This window comes from Rhodopila sp., from assembly GCF_965277825.1.
Taxonomy (GTDB): Bacteria; Pseudomonadota; Alphaproteobacteria; order Acetobacterales; family Acetobacteraceae; genus Rhodopila.
Genome location: NZ_OZ255846.1, coordinates 4,338,154 through 4,355,191 on the forward strand (window position 1 = coordinate 4,338,154; position 17,038 = coordinate 4,355,191).

12 protein-coding genes are annotated in these 17,038 nt (G+C 65.0%); 10 read left to right on the forward strand and 2 right to left on the reverse strand.

Translation table 11 applies throughout. The annotated features are described in order from the left end of the window. Nucleotides 1-25: 25 nt before the first annotated feature. The 7 genes from ACQY4T_RS21030 (at nt 26) to ruvB (ending at nt 7,681) form a co-directional block, all read left to right on the forward strand. The gene (locus ACQY4T_RS21030; RefSeq protein WP_428534668.1) at nt 26-1,390 is read left to right on the forward strand and encodes an LLM class flavin-dependent oxidoreductase; all 1,365 of its coding nucleotides are present in this window, start codon (nt 26-28) and stop codon (nt 1,388-1,390) included. Next, nucleotides 1,387-2,232 (forward strand): HpcH/HpaI aldolase/citrate lyase family protein, encoded by an 846-nt coding sequence (locus tag ACQY4T_RS21035; protein WP_428534670.1) that lies wholly within the window; start codon nt 1,387-1,389, stop codon nt 2,230-2,232. The genes ACQY4T_RS21030 and ACQY4T_RS21035 overlap by 4 nt, the downstream gene beginning before the upstream one ends. Further along, complete coding sequence (locus ACQY4T_RS21040) at nt 2,229-3,431, forward strand: CaiB/BaiF CoA transferase family protein (protein WP_428534672.1); 1,203 nt, start codon at nt 2,229-2,231, stop codon at nt 3,429-3,431. Before ACQY4T_RS21035 ends, ACQY4T_RS21040 begins: the two co-directional genes overlap by 4 nt. Nucleotide 3,432: 1 nt before the next feature. Beyond that, nucleotides 3,433-4,746: a phenylacetate--CoA ligase PaaK gene (gene paaK, locus ACQY4T_RS21045; protein WP_428534674.1), complete on the forward strand. Its 1,314-nt coding sequence runs from the start codon at nt 3,433-3,435 to the stop codon at nt 4,744-4,746. 5 nt (nt 4,747-4,751) lie between these two features. Continuing rightward, a complete protein-coding gene (locus ACQY4T_RS21050; protein WP_428534676.1) occupies nt 4,752-5,933 on the forward strand; it encodes an enoyl-CoA hydratase/isomerase family protein in 1,182 nt (393 codons plus the stop codon). Between the two features lie 102 nt (nt 5,934-6,035). Continuing rightward, nucleotides 6,036-6,647 carry a Holliday junction branch migration protein RuvA gene (gene ruvA / locus ACQY4T_RS21055; RefSeq protein ID WP_428534679.1) on the forward strand — a complete coding sequence of 204 codons (612 nt, stop codon included), beginning with the start codon at nt 6,036-6,038 and terminating at the stop codon, nt 6,645-6,647. After that, nucleotides 6,644-7,681: a Holliday junction branch migration DNA helicase RuvB gene (ruvB, locus tag ACQY4T_RS21060; protein ID WP_428534681.1), complete on the forward strand. Its 1,038-nt coding sequence runs from the start codon at nt 6,644-6,646 to the stop codon at nt 7,679-7,681. The genes ruvA and ruvB overlap by 4 nt, the downstream gene beginning before the upstream one ends. Before the next feature lie 41 nt (nt 7,682-7,722). On the opposite strand, the gene ACQY4T_RS21065 is transcribed toward ruvB, so the two are convergent. Next, nucleotides 7,723-8,523: a lysophospholipid acyltransferase family protein gene (locus ACQY4T_RS21065; protein WP_428534683.1), complete on the reverse strand. Its 801-nt coding sequence runs from the start codon at nt 8,521-8,523 to the stop codon at nt 7,723-7,725. Between the two features lie 314 nt (nt 8,524-8,837). Here ACQY4T_RS21065 and ACQY4T_RS21070 point away from each other — a divergent pair, with 314 nt between their 5' ends. Genes ACQY4T_RS21070 through ACQY4T_RS21080 form a run of 3 tightly spaced genes read left to right on the forward strand, consistent with a single transcriptional unit; the run spans nt 8,838 to nt 15,028 of the window. Then, nucleotides 8,838-10,670 (forward strand): autotransporter assembly complex protein TamA, encoded by a 1,833-nt coding sequence (locus tag ACQY4T_RS21070; protein ID WP_428534685.1) that lies wholly within the window; start codon nt 8,838-8,840, stop codon nt 10,668-10,670. Next, nucleotides 10,667-14,740: a translocation/assembly module TamB domain-containing protein gene (locus tag ACQY4T_RS21075; RefSeq protein ID WP_428534687.1), complete on the forward strand. Its 4,074-nt coding sequence runs from the start codon at nt 10,667-10,669 to the stop codon at nt 14,738-14,740. The genes ACQY4T_RS21070 and ACQY4T_RS21075 overlap by 4 nt, the downstream gene beginning before the upstream one ends. 57 nt (nt 14,741-14,797) lie before the next feature. Further along, nucleotides 14,798-15,028: a DUF3072 domain-containing protein gene (locus tag ACQY4T_RS21080; RefSeq protein ID WP_428534689.1), complete on the forward strand. Its 231-nt coding sequence runs from the start codon at nt 14,798-14,800 to the stop codon at nt 15,026-15,028. A 111-nt stretch (nt 15,029-15,139) separates the two neighbouring features. On the opposite strand, the gene ACQY4T_RS21085 is transcribed toward ACQY4T_RS21080, so the two are convergent. Next, complete coding sequence (locus ACQY4T_RS21085) at nt 15,140-16,402, reverse strand: MFS transporter (RefSeq protein WP_428534691.1); 1,263 nt, start codon at nt 16,400-16,402, stop codon at nt 15,140-15,142. Between the last annotated feature and the right edge of the window lie 636 nt (nt 16,403-17,038).

Sequence of the window (17,038 nt, forward strand, 5' to 3'; positions counted from 1 at the left end):
CCCATACTGTGAAGGTGACTGGCCGATGAACCGCATGATGACCCTGGTAGCCTTCCTGCAGGCACAGAACTGCTCCAACCTGCCGGGGTCGTGGCGGCACCCGTCCACCATGCTGGATTTCACCACGCCGGAATACTATCAGCGAATTGCTCGCACGTTGGAGGACGGCAAGATCCAGTTGGCGTTCTTCGATGATCGCCTGGCGTTGCCCGATCTATACACCGGTCATCACGCCGAGGCGGTGGCCGCCGGCGTCCGCGCGGTAAAGATGGACCCGTCTACCATCCTGATGGCGATGGGGATGTCGACGTCGAAGCTGGGCCTCGGCACCACATATTCGACCACATACTACGAACCCTACCACGTGGCTCGAGTGTTCGCCACCATGGATCTGATGCTCAAGGGCCGCGTCGCGTGGAATATCGTTACTTCATTGAACAGCGCCGAGGCGCTGAATTTCGGCCACGCCGAACACATGGAGCATGACGCACGCTACGACCGAGCGGATGAGTTCATGGACGTCGTCATGGGACATTGGCAGACCTGGGAGGATGATGCACTGGTCCTCGACAAGGCCGGCCGGTTCGCCGACCCGGACAAAGTGCACCGGCTGGATCACACCGGCAAATACTTCAAATCCCGCGGACCATTCAGCGTGCCGCGTTCGCCCCAAGGCCACCCGGTGCTGATCCAGGCCGGCCAATCCGGCCGCGGTCAGGCGTTTGCCGCGCAATGGGCGGAACTGGTGTTCATGATTTTCCACAACCTGGAAGCCGGTAAGCAGCAATACGCCACGTTCAAGCAGGCGGTCGCCGCGGCCGGTCGCGACCCGGCGCAGGTCCATGTCGCGCCAGCCTGCTACGTGATCGTCGCGGAATCCGAAGACGCCGCCCAGGCCAAACGCGCGATGATCGAGGCATCGGCCAGGCCGGTGGACGCACTGGTGCTGATTTCCGAAGTACTGAACTACGATTTCGGCGCCAAGGGTTACGATGAACCGTTCAGCGATGACGAACTCGCGGCGTTCTCCTGGCACGGCTTCCGCGAACGGGTGGTGAAGTTCTCCGGCAAGAAGAACCCGACTGTGCGGGACTTTGTCGAGGTTTCCGGACGCGGCACCATCGCCGAACACAAGGTGTTCTGCGGCACGCCGAAATCGGTGGCCGATCAGATGGAGGAATGGTTCACCGCACCCGCCTGCGACGGATTCGTTCTGGCCGCGACGCATATGCCGGGATCGTATGAGGACGTTGTTCGCCTGCTGGTTCCCGAATTGCAGCGGCGCGGGCTATTCCAGAAAGACTATCGCGGCGCCACGCTGCGCGAAAATCTCGGCCTGCCGATTCCTCGCGCCGGCGACTGGCACGCGGCGCGGAGGGCAGCGCAATGAGAACCCTGCTGTTTGCGCCGGGAAACCACCCGAGGCGCGTCGAAAAGGCGCTGACGCTGGCCGCCGACGGGGTCATCCTCGACCTGGAAGACGCGGTGGCGATCACCGAGAAAACCGCGGCGCGGCCGGCGGTGACCGAGGCCTTCGGCAAGCCCCGCGCGGGCAAGCTCTACGTCCGGGTCAACGCGCTGACGACCGAGTGGTGTTACAGCGACATTGTTGCCGTCGTGCAGCGCGGGCTGGACGGGATCGTTCTGCCCAAGGTCGAGCATGCGCACGAACTGCGCGCGGCCGACTGGCTGATCGGCAACCTGGAACGCGAGCGTGGGCTTGCACCGGGACAGGTCGATCTGATCCCGATCGTCGAAACCGCGCTTGGCATCGGCAACCTTGCCGAGATCTGCCGGTCCGGCACCCGCACGAAGCGCCTGGCGTTCGGTGCCGGCGACTTTACCCTGGACATGGCCATGCAGTGGAGCCGTTCCGAAGCCGAGCTGCTGCCACACCGCGCCGCCTGTGTGTTGCAATCACGTGCAGCCGGCATGGAGTCGCCGATGGACACCGTCTGGGCCGACCTGCGCGATTTGGACGGCTTCATCGCGTCCGCCCGGCACGCCGCCGCGCTGGGCTTCCAGGGCAAGATGTGCATCCATCCCGACCAGGTCGAACCGGCCAATGCCGCGTTCACGCCCGATGCGGCCGCCGTGGAACGGGCAAGGCGCATCCTGTCGGCGTTCGAGACAGCCGAAGCCCAGGGCCTGGCCTCGATCCAGCTCGACGGTCAGTTCATCGACTATCCGATCGTGCAACGCGCGCGTCGGGTATTGGAGGCAGCGCGATGATCGACGTGCAGGCACTGCAGGGCTGCAAGGTCCTCGATATCTCCACCTTCCTGGCCGGCCCGTTCTGCGCGACGCAACTGGGCGAGTTCGGCGCCGATGTCGTCAAGATCGAACTTCCGGGCGTTGGCGACGCCACTCGCCGTTTTGGGACCGTTACCGAATGCGGGGACTCGCTGCCGTGGCTGTCGGAATCGCGGAACAAGCGCTGCATCACGCTGGATCTGCGTAAGACGGATGGCGCCGCGTTGCTGAAGCGCCTGGTCGCCGATGCAGACGTGATCGTGGAAAACTTCCAGCCCGGCACACTGGAGAAATGGGGGTTGGGTTATGACGTGCTGAGCGCGGTCAATCCCCGGCTGATCATGGTGCGGATTTCCGGCTACGGGCAGACCGGTCCGTACAAGGACCGGCCGGGTTTCGGCCGCATCGGCAACGCGTTCGGCGGCCTGTCATTCCTCGCCGGGTATCCCGATCGCGCGCCGGTTACGCCCGGTTCGGCAACGATTCCGGATTACATGGCCGGACTCTACGGGGCGCTGGGTACGCTGCTGGCGCTGCAGGCAAGGGAAAAGACCGGGCGCGGTCAGGTCGTCGATATCGGCCTGTATGAGCCGATCTTCCGCATCCTGGACGAGCTTGCGCCGGCGTTCTTCCATAGCGGCTATGTCCGTCAGCGCATGGGGCCCGGCACCGTCAATGTCGTGCCGCACAGCCACTATCCGACCAAGGATGGGCGCTGGATCGCGATCGCTTGCACCAATGACAAGATTTTCGCTCGCCTCGCCGAAGCCATGGGCCGTCCCGAACTGGCAGGCGACGATAGTTGGGGGAAATTGGCGGCGCGCGAGCGCGATAGGGCTCAGGTGGACGAGACCGTTGGCGCGTGGACGGCGACGATGGACCGTGCCGACCTGATGCACCGCTGCGAAACCAGCCAGGTCCCGTGCGGACCGGTCTACTCGATCGACGAGATCTTCGAGGACCCGCATTACCAGGCGCGCGGCAACATCCTGCGCATGCAAGATCCGCGGGTGGGTGAACTTGCCGTCCCAAACGTCGTTCCCCGCCTGACCGAAACACCGGGCAAAGTGCAGTGGCTCGGTATGGAACTCGGTGCCCACAATACCGAGATCTACCAGGGGCGGCTTGGCCTGTCGGACGACGAGCTTCAGCGTCTACGGTCCGCTGGGGTGATCTGAGATGTCCGTCACCGGCCTCATCGGCGCCGAACCGATCGAGACCGCCAGTATCGACGAATTGCGCTCGCTACAGCTTGCCCGAATGCGGAATGTGCTGCACCACGCCTACGAACACGTCCCGCATATCAAGAAGCAGTTCCAGGCCGCCGGCGTGCATCCCGACGATCTTCGCGGTCTGGAGGACATCGGCAACTTCCCGCTGACCGGCAAGGACGATCTGCGGCAAAACTATCCGTTCGGCATGTTTGCCGAACCGATGGATCGGATCGTGCGCATCCACGCCTCCAGCGGCACCACCGGAAAGCCGACCGTGGTCGGCTACACCAGGCAGGACATCGAAACCTGGTCCCGGCTGATGGCTCGATCCATCCGAGCCGCTGGCGGCCGAGCTTCGGACAAGATCCATGTGGCCTATGGTTATGGCCTGTTCACCGGCGGTCTCGGTGCGCACTACGGCGGCGAATTCCTGGGCGCCGCGGTCATTCCGGTAAGCGGCGGATTAACCGAACGGCAGGTGCAGATCATAAACGACTTCACGCCCGACATCATCATGGTCACGCCATCCTACATGCTCGCCATCGCCGACGAGTTCGACCGGCAGGGTCTGGATGCCAGTAAATGCAGCTTGCGTCTGGGAATTTTCGGCGCCGAACCGTGGGGCGCGGGCATGCGCGGCGAACTCGAACGGCGGCTGGGTCTGCAGGCGCTCGACATCTACGGATTGTCCGAGGTCATGGGACCGGGGGTGGCGCAGGAATGCGCGGATTCGAAGAATGCGCTGACAATCTGGGAGGACCATTTCTACCCCGAGATCATAGACCCGACGTCCGGCGCACCGGTGGCCGAGGGCGAAATCGGTGAACTAGTCATCACCACCCTGACCAAGCAAGGCATGCCGGTGATCCGCTACCGCACGCGCGATCTGACGCGGCTGCTGCCTTCGACCACGCGGCCGATGCGGCGCATCGATCGGATCAGCGGCCGCAGCGACGACATGCTGATCATCCGCGGTGTCAACGTGTTCCCCTCGAACATCGAGGCGGTCCTGGCCAAGGAAGAAAGTCTCGCATCGCACTACCTGCTGGAACTACGCCGCCCCGGCAGCCTGGACGAACTCGACGTGATTGTGGAAACGCGCGCCTCCCTGGCCGGCAAACTCGGCGCTGCCGAACTGGCGACATTGGAACGCCAAGCGGAACATTCGATCAAGGTGTTCGTAGGCGTAACGACAAAGGTGCGCGTGGTCGAACCGGGGACGCTGGAACGTTCCCAGGGAAAGGCCAAGCGGGTGCTCGATCTGCGGCCGAAGGATTGAAATCGATGTTTACCGATCGTTCCGAGCGTGAGCGGTTCCTGCAGGAAAATATCGAGGCGGTGTATGACAATCTGACTGACGGTTTCAGCCGATGGGTGCGCATCGAGGACCTGGTTCGACGCGCCGCCGAGGAATATCCCGGGCTGGTGCCGAACGAGGATCAGCTTGCCGACGAACACGCCCTGAAGCTGAACGACAAGCAGGGCCAGGAGATCGACCAAAGTCTGCTGTTGGCACATGTCCTGGCGCATCCACGCTGCGGCACGAACCTCTGTCACGCCATGCTGCTGGCGCGGCCGGAAACAGCGGCGGCGCTGGCGACACTCGATGCGCAGGGTTTCGTCGATCTCGGACCGGCCCGGGTCGAACGCCACGGACGGGCGGCGCATCTGCTCAGCAGCAACCCGCGCTATCTGAACGCCGAGGACCAGGGCACCATCGATGCAATGGAAATCGCGGTGGACGTCGCGACGCTGGACCCCGGCACCGATATCGCGGTGCTGCGCGGCCAGCCGGTTGGAAACGCCAAATACGCCGGCCGCCGCATCTTCGGCGCTGGGATCAACCTGACGCACCTGTATCACGGCACCATTCCCTATTTGTGGTACCTGCAGCGCGACCTCGGCTTCGTACACAAATTCCTGCGCGGCATCGCCACCCCCGGTGTGCTGCCCGACGACGTGAACGGCGCCGGCACCGAGAAACCGTGGATCGCAGCCCTCGAGGGTTTCGCGATCGGCGGCCATTGCCAGATCCTGCTGACCATGGACTACGTTCTGGCGGCCGAGGACGCGTTCATGACGTTGCCCGCGCGCAAGGAGGGCATCATCCCGGGCGCCGCCAACCTCCGGCTGCCGCGCTTCACCGGCGAACGGTTGGCAAGGCAACTGATCCACGCGGAACGCCGGCTGCTGTGCGACAGCCCGGAGGGTCGTTTGATTTGCGACGAAATCGTACCGCCGGCCGACATGGACACAGCGATCGAGCGGGCCGTCGCCATGCTGACCAGTGCCGGTTCGGTCGGCGCGATCGGCAACCGGCGCGCGTTCCGGGTCGCCGCCGAACCATTGGACCTTTTCCGCCGCTACTGCGCCGTCTACGCGCGCGAACAGGCCGCGTGCCATTTCAGTCCGGCATTGATACGAAACCTCGAGCAGAACTGGGGTGCCGGCAGCAGGGCAACGTAGCCCGACAATCCCGGCGATACCGTATGATGCGCCGACGCCCGATTCGCGGCCATCGCAAAAGTTCCCATCGCCAAGTTTCCTCGGGGCAGGACCGGAAGCAGAATGATCGCCCAACTGACCGGACGGGTGGACGCGCTATCCGATGGCACCTGCGTCATCGATGTGGGTGGCGTCGGCTATCTTGTGCAGGCATCCTCGCGCACGCTGTCGGCCCTGCCGCAACCTCCGGCCGCCGCCAAGCTGCTGGTCGAAACGCATGTGCGCGAGGACGCCATCGTGCTGTACGGTTTCGCCGATGCGGCCGAACGCGATTGGTTCCGCCTGCTGACCACGGTTCAGGGGGTCGGCGGCCGGGTGGCACTGGCCATCCTGTCGTCGCTGTCGCCGCGTGACCTGATCGCCGCGATCGCCGCCGGCGACAAGGCCAGCCTGACCCGAGCGCAGGGCGTTGGGCCGCGGCTGGCGGTTCGGCTGCTGACAGAATTGAAGGACAAGACCGGCACCATGCCGGCACCGACCGGTGTCGTCTACGCCCCGGTCACCGCTGCGACTCCGGCCGACGACGCGCTGTCGGCATTGCTCAACCTGGGATATCGGCGCGCGGAAGCGCAACAGACCGTTGCCCGCGTGCTAGAAAAGCTGGGCGAAACCGCGACACTGGACGCTCTGATCCGTGACAGCCTGAAGGAACTGGCGCAGAGATCCGCCGGATGAGTGACACCGACGACCGAGAGGTTTCCGCCGCCCGCCAGCCGGACGATGCGCCCGAGGCGTCGCTGCGGCCGCAGACCTTGGCCGATTTCACCGGCCAACAGGCGTCGCGTGAAAACCTGGCGGTGTTCATCCAGGCCGCCAAGGCGCGCGGCGAGTCGCTGGATCACGTGCTGCTGCATGGGCCGCCTGGACTGGGCAAGACCACCTTGGCACAGATCGTGGCGCGCGAACTCGGTGTCGGTTTTCGCGCGACCTCGGGTCCGGTGATCGCCAAGGCCGGCGACCTGGCGGCAATCCTGACCAACCTGCAGCCCAGGGACGTGCTGTTCATCGACGAGATCCACCGGTTGCAGCCGGCGATCGAGGAAGTGCTCTACCCGGCGATGGAGGATTTCCAGCTCGACCTGATCATCGGCGAAGGGCCGGCCGCGCGCAGCGTGCGCATCGATCTGCCGCCGTTCACCCTGGTCGGCGCGACGACACGCTCCGGGCTGCTGGCCACGCCGTTGCGCGACCGCTTCGGCATTCCGCTTCGACTGGTGTTCTACACGCCGGAAGAACTGCGCCAGATCATCGTCCGCGGCGCCCGCCTGCTCGGCCTGCACCTGACGGATGCGGGTGCGGCCGAGATCGCCGGCCGCTCGCGGGGCACGCCGCGCATCGCCGGGCGGTTGCTGCGCCGAGTGCGCGATTTCGCCGTGGTGCAGGGTGATACCCCGGTCGATCGTGCCGTCGCCGATGCCGCGCTGAACCGGCTGGAGGTCGATCGGCTGGGCCTGGATGCGATGGACCGGCGGTATCTGCGCCGGATCGCCGAACATCACAGCGGCGGCCCGGTCGGGGTCGAAACCCTGGCCGCCGCCCTGGCCGAGGCCCGCGATACGCTGGAGGACGTGGTCGAACCCTATCTTATCCAGGAGGGTCTGATACTCCGCACCAGCCGAGGCCGAATGTTGGGGGAACCCGGCTGGAAGCACCTCGACTTGAAGCCACCGCGCTCGGCCACGCCGTTGTTCGATATCCCCGAGAGCTAACCCTTGTCCTGCCGCGCCAGCCCGAGACCAGGCCCAACCGTTCAGGCGTACGCCGGCTCGGCGTCGGCCATCCCGGACGCGGGCTGCTCCGGCGCGTGCAACGGATGCGCCGGGCGGTTCTGGCGCAGCGTGGACGCCCCGTCCGCGACGATTTGCCACACCGCCTGAGCCACCGCCTTGCGATCGCCGAAGCTGGCCGGGTCCAGCGGCGCGTGCAGCAATACCGTCGCGCGTAGCCCGGTGTACTGCGCCAGGCGCCAGAAATGCGAGGCGATGTCCATGTCGCCATACCACGCGAACACCGGACGACAGGCTCGCCCGGCCGGCAATCCGCCCAGCCGGTCATACACCACCGACACCGGCTGGATCATCGGCACGCTGCCAGGATCTTCGCCCGCCGAAGCCGCGGCAACGGCAAAGAACGCGGTGCGGAACGGCAGCACCCGTGACCCGTCCGAACTGGTTCCCTCGGGGAACAGGATCAGGTTGTCGCCTGCCGTCAGCGCCAGCCGCATCGCATCGAGTTCCTTGATGGTGGATGCACGCGATCTCGAAACGAACACGGTCCGCCCAAGCCGCGCGATGGTGCCGATGACCGGCCAGCCCGCGACGTCACCCTTGGCGACAAAGCGCGCCTTCAGCGTGCCACCGAGCACTGGGATGTCGATCCATGACGAGTGGCATGAAACATACATCACGGCGCGGCCGTCGGCCCGGTTAGCGGCGGTGCCGATAACGCGGACCTTGATCCCGATCAGGCGGGCCAGAATCGCCCAAAAGAAACGGGCGAAGGCCACTTTCGCGTGGCCTGGCAACACCAGACACACGGCTTGGATCAACATCGCGGGAAGCGTCCAGACCAAGACCGCCAGGCTGCGTCGAACGCAGCGCACTCGACGGGCAAGCAGCCATCCCTCGCGACCGTTTGGCAGTTGCAGCAGATAACCCGGTATGCGATCTGGATCGGGTAGCAGGCTCGATCGCCGGTCCAGGCGGCTTGGCCGTTCGCTTCGATCAAGCTCCGACTGGTTGACCATGTCGATTGGCATAGCCTCGCGGGGGCGCCGGAACAATGGCGCAGGCGTGACCGACGAACGAAACCCGGCGCGAAGGTTTATGGGGTAGAGCTGGGTTCATGCACCGCCTTCGGATACAGATGCCCGCTGCCGTGCGGTGGCTTGCCCTGTTTGTCGTCATCTCGACCGCGATCGCGGCAACCAGACGCTCTGAAGGCGCCGATCCACAACCTTACACAGTGACGCTGAAGCCGACCGGCGACAGCGCCCTCGACGCCGCGCTGCAGGGCAGTTCGACCCTGATCTCATTGCAGAAATCCGCGCCGGTCGCAGGCTTCGCGCTAACCGAACGGGCCCGTCAGGACGCCGCTCGGTTCGAGACCGCACTGAACAGCTTCGGCTACTACAAGGCCAAGGTCAGCACCACGATCGCGGAGCACCGGTTGGATGATCCAGGGCTCGCCGCAGTGATCGATAGCGCTCCAGCGAAGCCGCCTCTACAGGTAGCGGTGTCCTTCGACCTCGGCCCGCGCTTCAAGCTGGGATCGGTGACGGTTTCCACCAAGGTGCCGCCCGATATTCCGCCACAACTCGATCTCATACCCGGCCAGCCGGCGATGGCGGCGCAGATCCTTGCTGGCCAGGGCCGGCTGCTGGATGCGCTGCGGTCCGACGGTTACCCGCTGGCCAAGGTTCCGGTGCCGATCGCCACCCTGCATCCCGATCAGAATCTGCTGGATGTGGATTTCCGGCCCGACGCCGGTCCCAAAGCCGATATCGGCCCGATCGACTTCAGCGGCCTGAAGCATATGAACGAGTCTTTTGTGCGCAAGCGTCTGTTGCTGCACCAAGGCGATGAGTTCAGCCCGCAGGCGATCGAGCGGGCACGCACCGACCTTTCCTCGATCGGGGTATTCTCGGTGGTGCGGGCCGTACCTGCATCAGCGCTGGATGCCGACGGACAACTGCCGATCAAGTTCGACCTGACCGAGCGGCCGTTGCACGCGGTGGATGCGGGGGTCGCCTACTCGACCGATCTGGGTATCAACTTTTCAGCCGGCTGGCACGACCGCAACCTGTTCGGCAACGCGGAGCAACTCAACCTGACCGCCTCCTACCAGGCGGGCGGCGACGCGATCAAACGGCCGGGCTACGCCGCCGGGGCGCAGTTCCTCAAGCCCGACTTCCTGCGTCGTGACCAGACGCTGGAGATTGACCTGAACGCCATCAAGCAAAGCCTGCAGGCCTACGACCAGACCGCGCTGCTGGAGAAGATCGCCATCAACCGCAAACTCTCGCAGTATTGGACCGCCAGTCTGGGCTTGTCCGGAGAACAGGAGTCGATCCTGCAAGAGGGTGTGACGCAGCACTATAATCTGGTCGGCATCCCGGCCAGCCTGAAATACGACAGCACGAATAACCTGCTGGACCCCACCCAGGGTATCCGCGCCCTGCTGTCGATCACCCCGACCTACTCGATCGGGACGCCGAGCGCGGCGTTCCTGATCGGCCAATTGGCTGGCTCGACCTATCTCGACGTGTTCAACGACGGACGCAGCATTCTGGCCCTGCGCGGCCTGGTTGGCCAGGTAGCCGGCGCCGGCATCTTCGCCGTGCCGGCGGACCAGCGCTTCTACGCCGGCGGTAGCGCAACGGTACGCGGCTACCGCTATCAGACGCTGGGGCCGCAATTTCCCGACCGGATCCCAAGCGGGGGCAACGCCATCTCGACCGGAACCGTAGAGCTGCGGCAGCGTATTCTCAGCAGCTATGGTGTCGTGGGGTTCATGGACGTGGGTCAGGTCAGCGCCAACGGCGCGCCGTTCGCCGGCAACTGGCACGCCGGGGCTGGCGTCGGAGCCCGCTACTACACGCCGATCGGGCCGATCCGGCTGGATTTCGCGGTTCCGCTGAACAAGCTGCCGGGCGGTGACTCCTTCGAGGTCTATATCGGCATCGGACAGGCGTTTTGACCCGCCGCATATTGAAATGGCTGTTCGGAATCGTCCTGGTTCTGCTGGCGCTGCCGGTTGTCCTCGTCGCCCTTGTCCTGCTGATCGCCAACATCGATCCCGGACGTCGGCTGATCGAGAACCAGGCGGCCAGCCTGACCGGCGGCATGGTGCGGCTGCAGGGTCTGGCCGGGCGTTTTCCGGATGCGCTGCGCGTCGGCCAGATCCAGGTGTCGGATGCCAAAGGCCCCTATGTCACGGTTTCGAACGTTGTGCTCGACTGGTCGCCGCTGAAGCTGCTGCAGCGGACCGCTCAGGTCGATCGGCTGCGGGCCGACCGGGTGGACTTCACCCGACTGCCGCAGTCTGAAAGCAAGACCTCCAGCAGCGGTGGCTCGTTCAGTTTGCCGATACGGGTCGATGTGCGCCACTTGCACGTCGATCAAGCGGAGATCGGTGCCCCGGTCGCCGGCGTGGCCGCCACGCTGGCAGTGGACGGGGCGGCCGACCTGCCGACCTTGACGCAGGGCACGGTGCAACTCGATGTCCGGCGGCTGGACAGTCCGGGCCAGTATGCGGTCAACGCATCGGTGACCCCGGACAACATTCGTGCCACGGTCAAAGCCAATGAACCCGCCAAGGGGCTGATTTCCAGCGCCGCGCATCTGCCCGACCTCGGTGCGATCAAGATCGAGGCCTCGGTCAACGGCCCGCGCGATGCCTTGGGCACGCAGGTGGGGATCACCGCCGGGCAGCTTGCCGCATCGGCCTCGGGTACGGTCGATCTGAACCACCAGGCGGCGGATCTGGCGGTCAAGGCGCAGGCTCCAGCGATGGCGCCGGCACCCGGGATTTCATGGCAATCGGTTCTGTTGGACGCGAAGGTGCATGGACCGTTCGCCAAGCCGGACGCGAACGGCACGGTCAAAATCGATGCGCTCGAGGCCGGCGGCGCGCGCATTGGTTCGCTGGCGGCCGATGTCGCCGGCAATGCAGGCGCGGTCGGGCTGCACGCAACGGTGCGGGACTTGCATGTGCCGGGGCCGAAGCCGGACCTGTTCGCGGCGGACCCGGTGGTCCTGGACGCGTCGGCCCGGCTGGATGAGGCGGATCGACCGGTGACGTTCAAAATGCGCCACGCCTTGGTCGCGCTGGACGGAACCGCGAAGACCGCGGGCGCGCAACAGGTTCAGGCGCATCTGGTGCTGCCCGATCTGGCGCCCCTCGCGGCAGCCGCGGGCACCGCTATCGCCGGACACACCGACCTCGATATCCAGGCAGCGATGCAGGGGGGCACCACCACGGCGGCGGTGAAGGGACTGGTCGCAATCACCGGCGGCCAGGCTCCCATACCGGCGCTGGTCGGTGACAACGCCAGCATCGATCTGGCGGCATCGATGCATGGGCAGGACATCACGCTGTCCCGGCTGGCGGTGAACGGCAAGGCGCTGGCGGTGACCGCCCAAGGCGGATTGTCCGATCAGACGCTAAACGCCGACTGGACGGTGGCGCTGGCCGACCTTGATGCTGTCATGCCCAGTGGTGCCACGCCCAGTGGTGCCACGCCCAGTGGTGTCACGCCCAGTCTGGCGGGCCGGGTCGACGCCAAGGGGCATGCCGGCGGAAAGCTCAACGATCTGGCGGTGCAAGCCGATATCGCCGCCGATCTGGCGGCGAAGGGCTACCCGCCGGGGCATATCAGCGCCAAGGTCGATGCGACCGGACTGCCCAGTCGGCCGCATGCCAAGGTGGATGCCGACGGCACGCTGCTGGATGCGCCGTTGACCCTGGCTCTGACCGCCGACGAGGCCAACGGGGCGGCCAAGGTGGACATCGCCAAGGCGTCCTGGAAATCGCTGCAGGCTTCCGGGACCGCCAGCCTGACCCCTCCGGCGGTGGTGCCCACCGGAAACCTCAAGCTGGAGCTCGGCCGGCTGGCAGACCTGCAGCCGCTGCTGGGCCGGAAGCTGACCGGGCAGGCCAACGCGACGCTCGATTCCGACGACAACCGGGCGAAACTGCTGCTGACGGTGCGCGACGCGGCGCTGCCGGGAACGGCGGCGATCAGCCGAGCGATGCTGAACGCCACGGTGATCGATCCGAACGGACATCCGGCCATCGACGGAACGTTCACCGCCGACGGCGTGTCCGCCGGAGCCGCCCGGTCGATGTCGGCGAAAGCCACCGCCAAAGGCCCGATCGACGGGGTCGGCCTCACCCTCGCCGCCGATGCGCCGGACCTGGCTGGCGGTCCGGCGAAACTGACCACCGCCGGCACCCTCGATGCCACCGGCAAGACCCTGGCCCTGGCGCGGATGGAGGCAAGCTGGAAGCAGCAGGCACTGCGGCTGCTCGCTCCGGCGAAATTCGCCTTTGCCGACGGTGTTGCGATCGATCGCCTGCGCCTCGGCTTTCGCCAGGCGGTGTTGACGGTGGCGGGTAGCGCCGGGTCCAAGCTCGACCTGACCGCCTCGCTGCGCAATTTGCCGGCCGATATCGGCACCATCATCGATCCAGCCTATGCCGCCGATGGCGTGATCGCAGCTGATGCCAGAGTGACCGGCACCAGCGCACGCCCGGAAGGCAGCATCAAGCTCACCGCGACCGGCGTGCGGCAGCGCCAGGGGCCCGGGCAGGCGTTGCCGGCCGCTAACCTGTTGGCAAAGGCCGACCTTCGCGGCACTTCGGCTTTGCTCGACACGAAACTGACGGCGGGGCCATCGCACTTCTCGCTCACCGGGTCGGCGCCGTTGGCCCAAAGCGGGGCCCAAGGTGGGGCACAGGGTGGCGCGCTCGATCTGAAGACCGACGGCCATGTCGATCTGGCAATGCTCAATCCGCTGCTGACCGCGCAAGGGCGGCGAGCCCGCGGCGAGATCAATCTGAATGCCACGGTGAGCGGAACCCCGGCCGCGCCACGGGTCAACGGAACCGCCCAACTCAGCAACGGCGACGTAACGGACTATGCGTTGGGCGCCCATGTCACCAACCTGGTGGCGCTGGTTCAGGCGACTGGAGACACCATCCGGCTGAGCCGGTTCAGCGGCAAGGCCGGCCCCGGCACGCTGGGCGGCAACGGCTCGATCAGCCTGGCGGGAGCCATGCCGGTCGATCTGCATTTCACCGCCGATAATGCACGCCCGCTGTCCAGCGATCTGATTACCGCGCTGATCGATGCCAATCTGACAGTGCAGGGCGAGGTCAAAGGCGATCTGCAAGCTGGCGGCACGGTGCATGTCCGGCGCGCCGATATCCGCGTTCCCGACAAGCTGCCACCCAGCGTCGCGGTTCTGCCGGTGCGAGACGCCAATACGCCACCGCCGCCACAGTCGGAAGCCGAATCGCAGTCCAGGATCGCGCTCAACCTGACCTTGGATGCGCCGGAGCAGGTGTTCATCCGTGGCCGCGGCCTGGATGCCGAGCTTGGCGGGGTCATCCACATCCGCGGCACTGCGGCGAAACCGGTTCCTGATGGCGGGCTGCACCTGCGGCGAGGCACGCTGAGCGTGATCGGCACCACGTTGACCTTCACCGAGGGCACCATCGACTTCAGCGGCGACGGCCTCGCCGATCCATCGGTCCATTTCGTGGCGAATTCGACCACCGCGACGATCGTCGCCACCCTCACGGTCAGCGGCACCGCCAAGGATCCGAAAATCACCTTGTCGAGCGTGCCCGACATGCCGCAGGACGAGATCCTGTCGCAGCTTCTGTTCGGTACCAGCACCTCGAAACTAAGCCCGCTGCAGCTTGCCCAGATTGCCGCCGCCTTGGCCTCGCTGTCGGGGGCAGGCTCGGGGTTCGATCCGCTGGAAAGCTTGCGCACCACCTTCGGCCTCGATCGGCTGTCGGTCGGCAGCAGCAGCACCGGAAGCCCGACGCTGGAGGCGGGACGTTATCTCACCCGTGGCGTCTATCTGGGCGCCAAGCAGAGTGCGTCGGGAAGTGGCACGCAGGCGACCGTGCAGGTCGATATCACCAAGGGCCTGAAGCTGGAGACAACGGCGGGTTCCGGTTCGGCTTCGGCGACCGGCGCGACCAGCAGCGCCGATGCCGCCAGCGTCGGGCTGACCTACCAGTTCGAATATTAAATCCGCGGCGACAAACAAAACCCGGGAACAAAGAGAGATCGGCTGCGTTGAGCCGTCATGAGCGAAAACCCAAAACCCACCACCGATCCCGCGACCCCGTCCAACACGGAGAAAGACCCCGATGACTGGACCACGGGGTCGGAGACCATGACCGGCGCGCAGGCCTCTTACTTGAAGACCCTGTGCGAGGAGGCTGGCGCATCGTTCGACCCCGCCCTGAACAAGGCCGAGGCGTCCAAGATGATCGATGCGCTTCAGGCCAAGACGGGTCGGGGCCGCACTCGCTGAGCCAGCGCGGTTGCTGACGCGGCGCGGTTGCTGACTCGGCGCGGTTGCCGTCCCGGCATCGCCAACCGCCGAAACCTGCGCCCCAGTAACCGTCAACTCGGCCAACTGGCGCTATTCGTCCATCCTCGATGGGTAACGTCCAAAGCGCCGGACGCTGGATGATGGGAGAACCAGAGCAACACTAACCAGGAGTGTCCCGGCCCCGACGCAGAGTACTTTTTCCGCTCCGAAGAACTGTGCAGCATAGCCTGACATCGCAAAGCCGATCGGGCCAAGGCCCATGGCAGCAAGACTATAAATTGAAGTGACACGGGACAACACGGCGTTGGGTATGCTCTCCTGTAAAGACGTCTGGACGAGGATGTTGACGACCGCCAGGGCGACGCCGAACACGCCGCTTCCGAAAATAAGCAGCATCACTGACGCGTGAAGCGCCAGAAGTATGAGCGGCGTAGCCAGCAACGCGATCGCAAGCTGGACAACCAGGATCGGCCTTGGAGCATGAACGCGTAAGACCAGCAGGCCACCCACAATGCCGCCCACTCCGGTCGCCGATGCAATAAATCCCCACGTCCGGGCTCCATTATGGACGGAAGCAAATAGCAACGGTCCCAGGACAAAAAACGGCGCGAACGCGAGCAAATTGAGCACGCCCTGCTGAATGGTGACGAGTTGCAGCCAGCGATGGCGGTTGAACTCGCTCCAGCCGAACTTGAGGTCGTCCAGCAATGACGATCGGCGCGCTTCGCTTTGATGCGCGATGCGGACCAGTGAAATACAAGTCGCACTAACCGCGTAAGATGCGGCGTCTAGCCCGATTGCAACTGAGGCTCCGCCAAAGCCAACCAGGACGCCACCGAGCGCAGGGCCGATGATCGCCATCAGCGAGGCTGAAAGGCTCAGAACGCTGTTCGCACGTTTCAGCCGATCCATACCCGCGAGTTGCGGAAGAACGCCGCTCTCCGCCGGTCCGTAGAAGGCTGTCCCGACCCCGCCACAGGCCGCAAGACTGAGAAGAACAGGAAGGCTTGGATGCCCGACGGACAGTAACGCAGCGAGCGTGGATTGTGTGCAGCACCGGAGAAGATCAGCAGCAATCATCAGGTGCCGCCGCGCCCATCGATCCCCGACAACTCCACCAGCCAGCATGAGGAGCACGATCGGCGCGGTCTGTGCGCCGATCACCAGTCCCACGGCGGAAGCTGGGTACCCCGCGCTGAGGAGCGCGAACGTGATGGCGACCGGGATCGTCGCCGTTCCCAGCGTCGAAACGCTGAAGGCGGAGAAGAACAGCAGGAAATTCCGATCTTGCAACAACGGCAACGGGCGATTGGCTGTCGAGCCTTCGCAGGAACCGGCCGAAATTTGCGACATTCGACATCCGTGCAAGCAGGTTGAGGGGCGGGCTAAACCTTGCAACGTTCATACCAGGCCGGCGTTCCAGCCTGTAATCGGGAAGCGGCGCAATGTCGGATACGAAAAGCAAATCACCAGCGCCATCCTCGCCGCGCAGCAGGATGAAGCAGCGCGTCCTCCAACGAATACGCGATTACGCTGACCGCTCTCTCAAAATTCACCAAGACGATGACGACGCGATCCTGACATCTGCAACGGTGGGTGGTGAGGATGCCATGTGGCGCGCTGTCCTACATTCCCCTCGAGAAGGCCGGCTGGTCGAGAAGGCCGGCTGGTCGATAGTGCCTGGGCCTGATCCATAGATTGTGCGTTTAAACCGGTGTCCTCTCCGGCACCTGGGTCCTCCCCCGAGCCCGGCCCGGTTCACTCTTTGCCGCCAGAACATTTGCGCCGCCAGAAAATTAGGCGACCTACTTACGCTACGGAATTGCCATTAACCTCGAGGACAGGCCCCAGTCCTATTTCCGCACGCATACGAGCGGCAAATTTCGACGCGTCACCTGAAAAGGAATCCATTTGCCTTAAGAACGCCGCTTGACGATCCCGCCAATTTCGAACATAACAAGAACATGACGACCTCCCATTCTCTGGCTT

Coding starts and splice junctions, on each gene's coding strand:
- ACQY4T_RS21085 (WP_428534691.1), bottom strand. CDS start 16,402: ATGTCGCAAATTTCGGCCGGTTCCTGCGAAGGCTCGACAGCCAATCGC.
- ruvB (WP_428534681.1), top strand. CDS start 6,644: ATGAGTGACACCGACGACCGAGAGGTTTCCGCCGCCCGCCAGCCGGAC.
- ACQY4T_RS21050 (WP_428534676.1), top strand. CDS start 4,752: ATGTTTACCGATCGTTCCGAGCGTGAGCGGTTCCTGCAGGAAAATATC.
- ACQY4T_RS21030 (WP_428534668.1), top strand. CDS start 26: ATGAACCGCATGATGACCCTGGTAGCCTTCCTGCAGGCACAGAACTGC.
- ACQY4T_RS21035 (WP_428534670.1), top strand. CDS start 1,387: ATGAGAACCCTGCTGTTTGCGCCGGGAAACCACCCGAGGCGCGTCGAA.
- ACQY4T_RS21040 (WP_428534672.1), top strand. CDS start 2,229: ATGATCGACGTGCAGGCACTGCAGGGCTGCAAGGTCCTCGATATCTCC.
- ruvA (WP_428534679.1), top strand. CDS start 6,036: ATGATCGCCCAACTGACCGGACGGGTGGACGCGCTATCCGATGGCACC.
- ACQY4T_RS21080 (WP_428534689.1), top strand. CDS start 14,798: ATGAGCGAAAACCCAAAACCCACCACCGATCCCGCGACCCCGTCCAAC.
- ACQY4T_RS21070 (WP_428534685.1), top strand. CDS start 8,838: ATGCCCGCTGCCGTGCGGTGGCTTGCCCTGTTTGTCGTCATCTCGACC.
- ACQY4T_RS21065 (WP_428534683.1), bottom strand. CDS start 8,523: ATGTTGATCCAAGCCGTGTGTCTGGTGTTGCCAGGCCACGCGAAAGTG.
- paaK (WP_428534674.1), top strand. CDS start 3,433: ATGTCCGTCACCGGCCTCATCGGCGCCGAACCGATCGAGACCGCCAGT.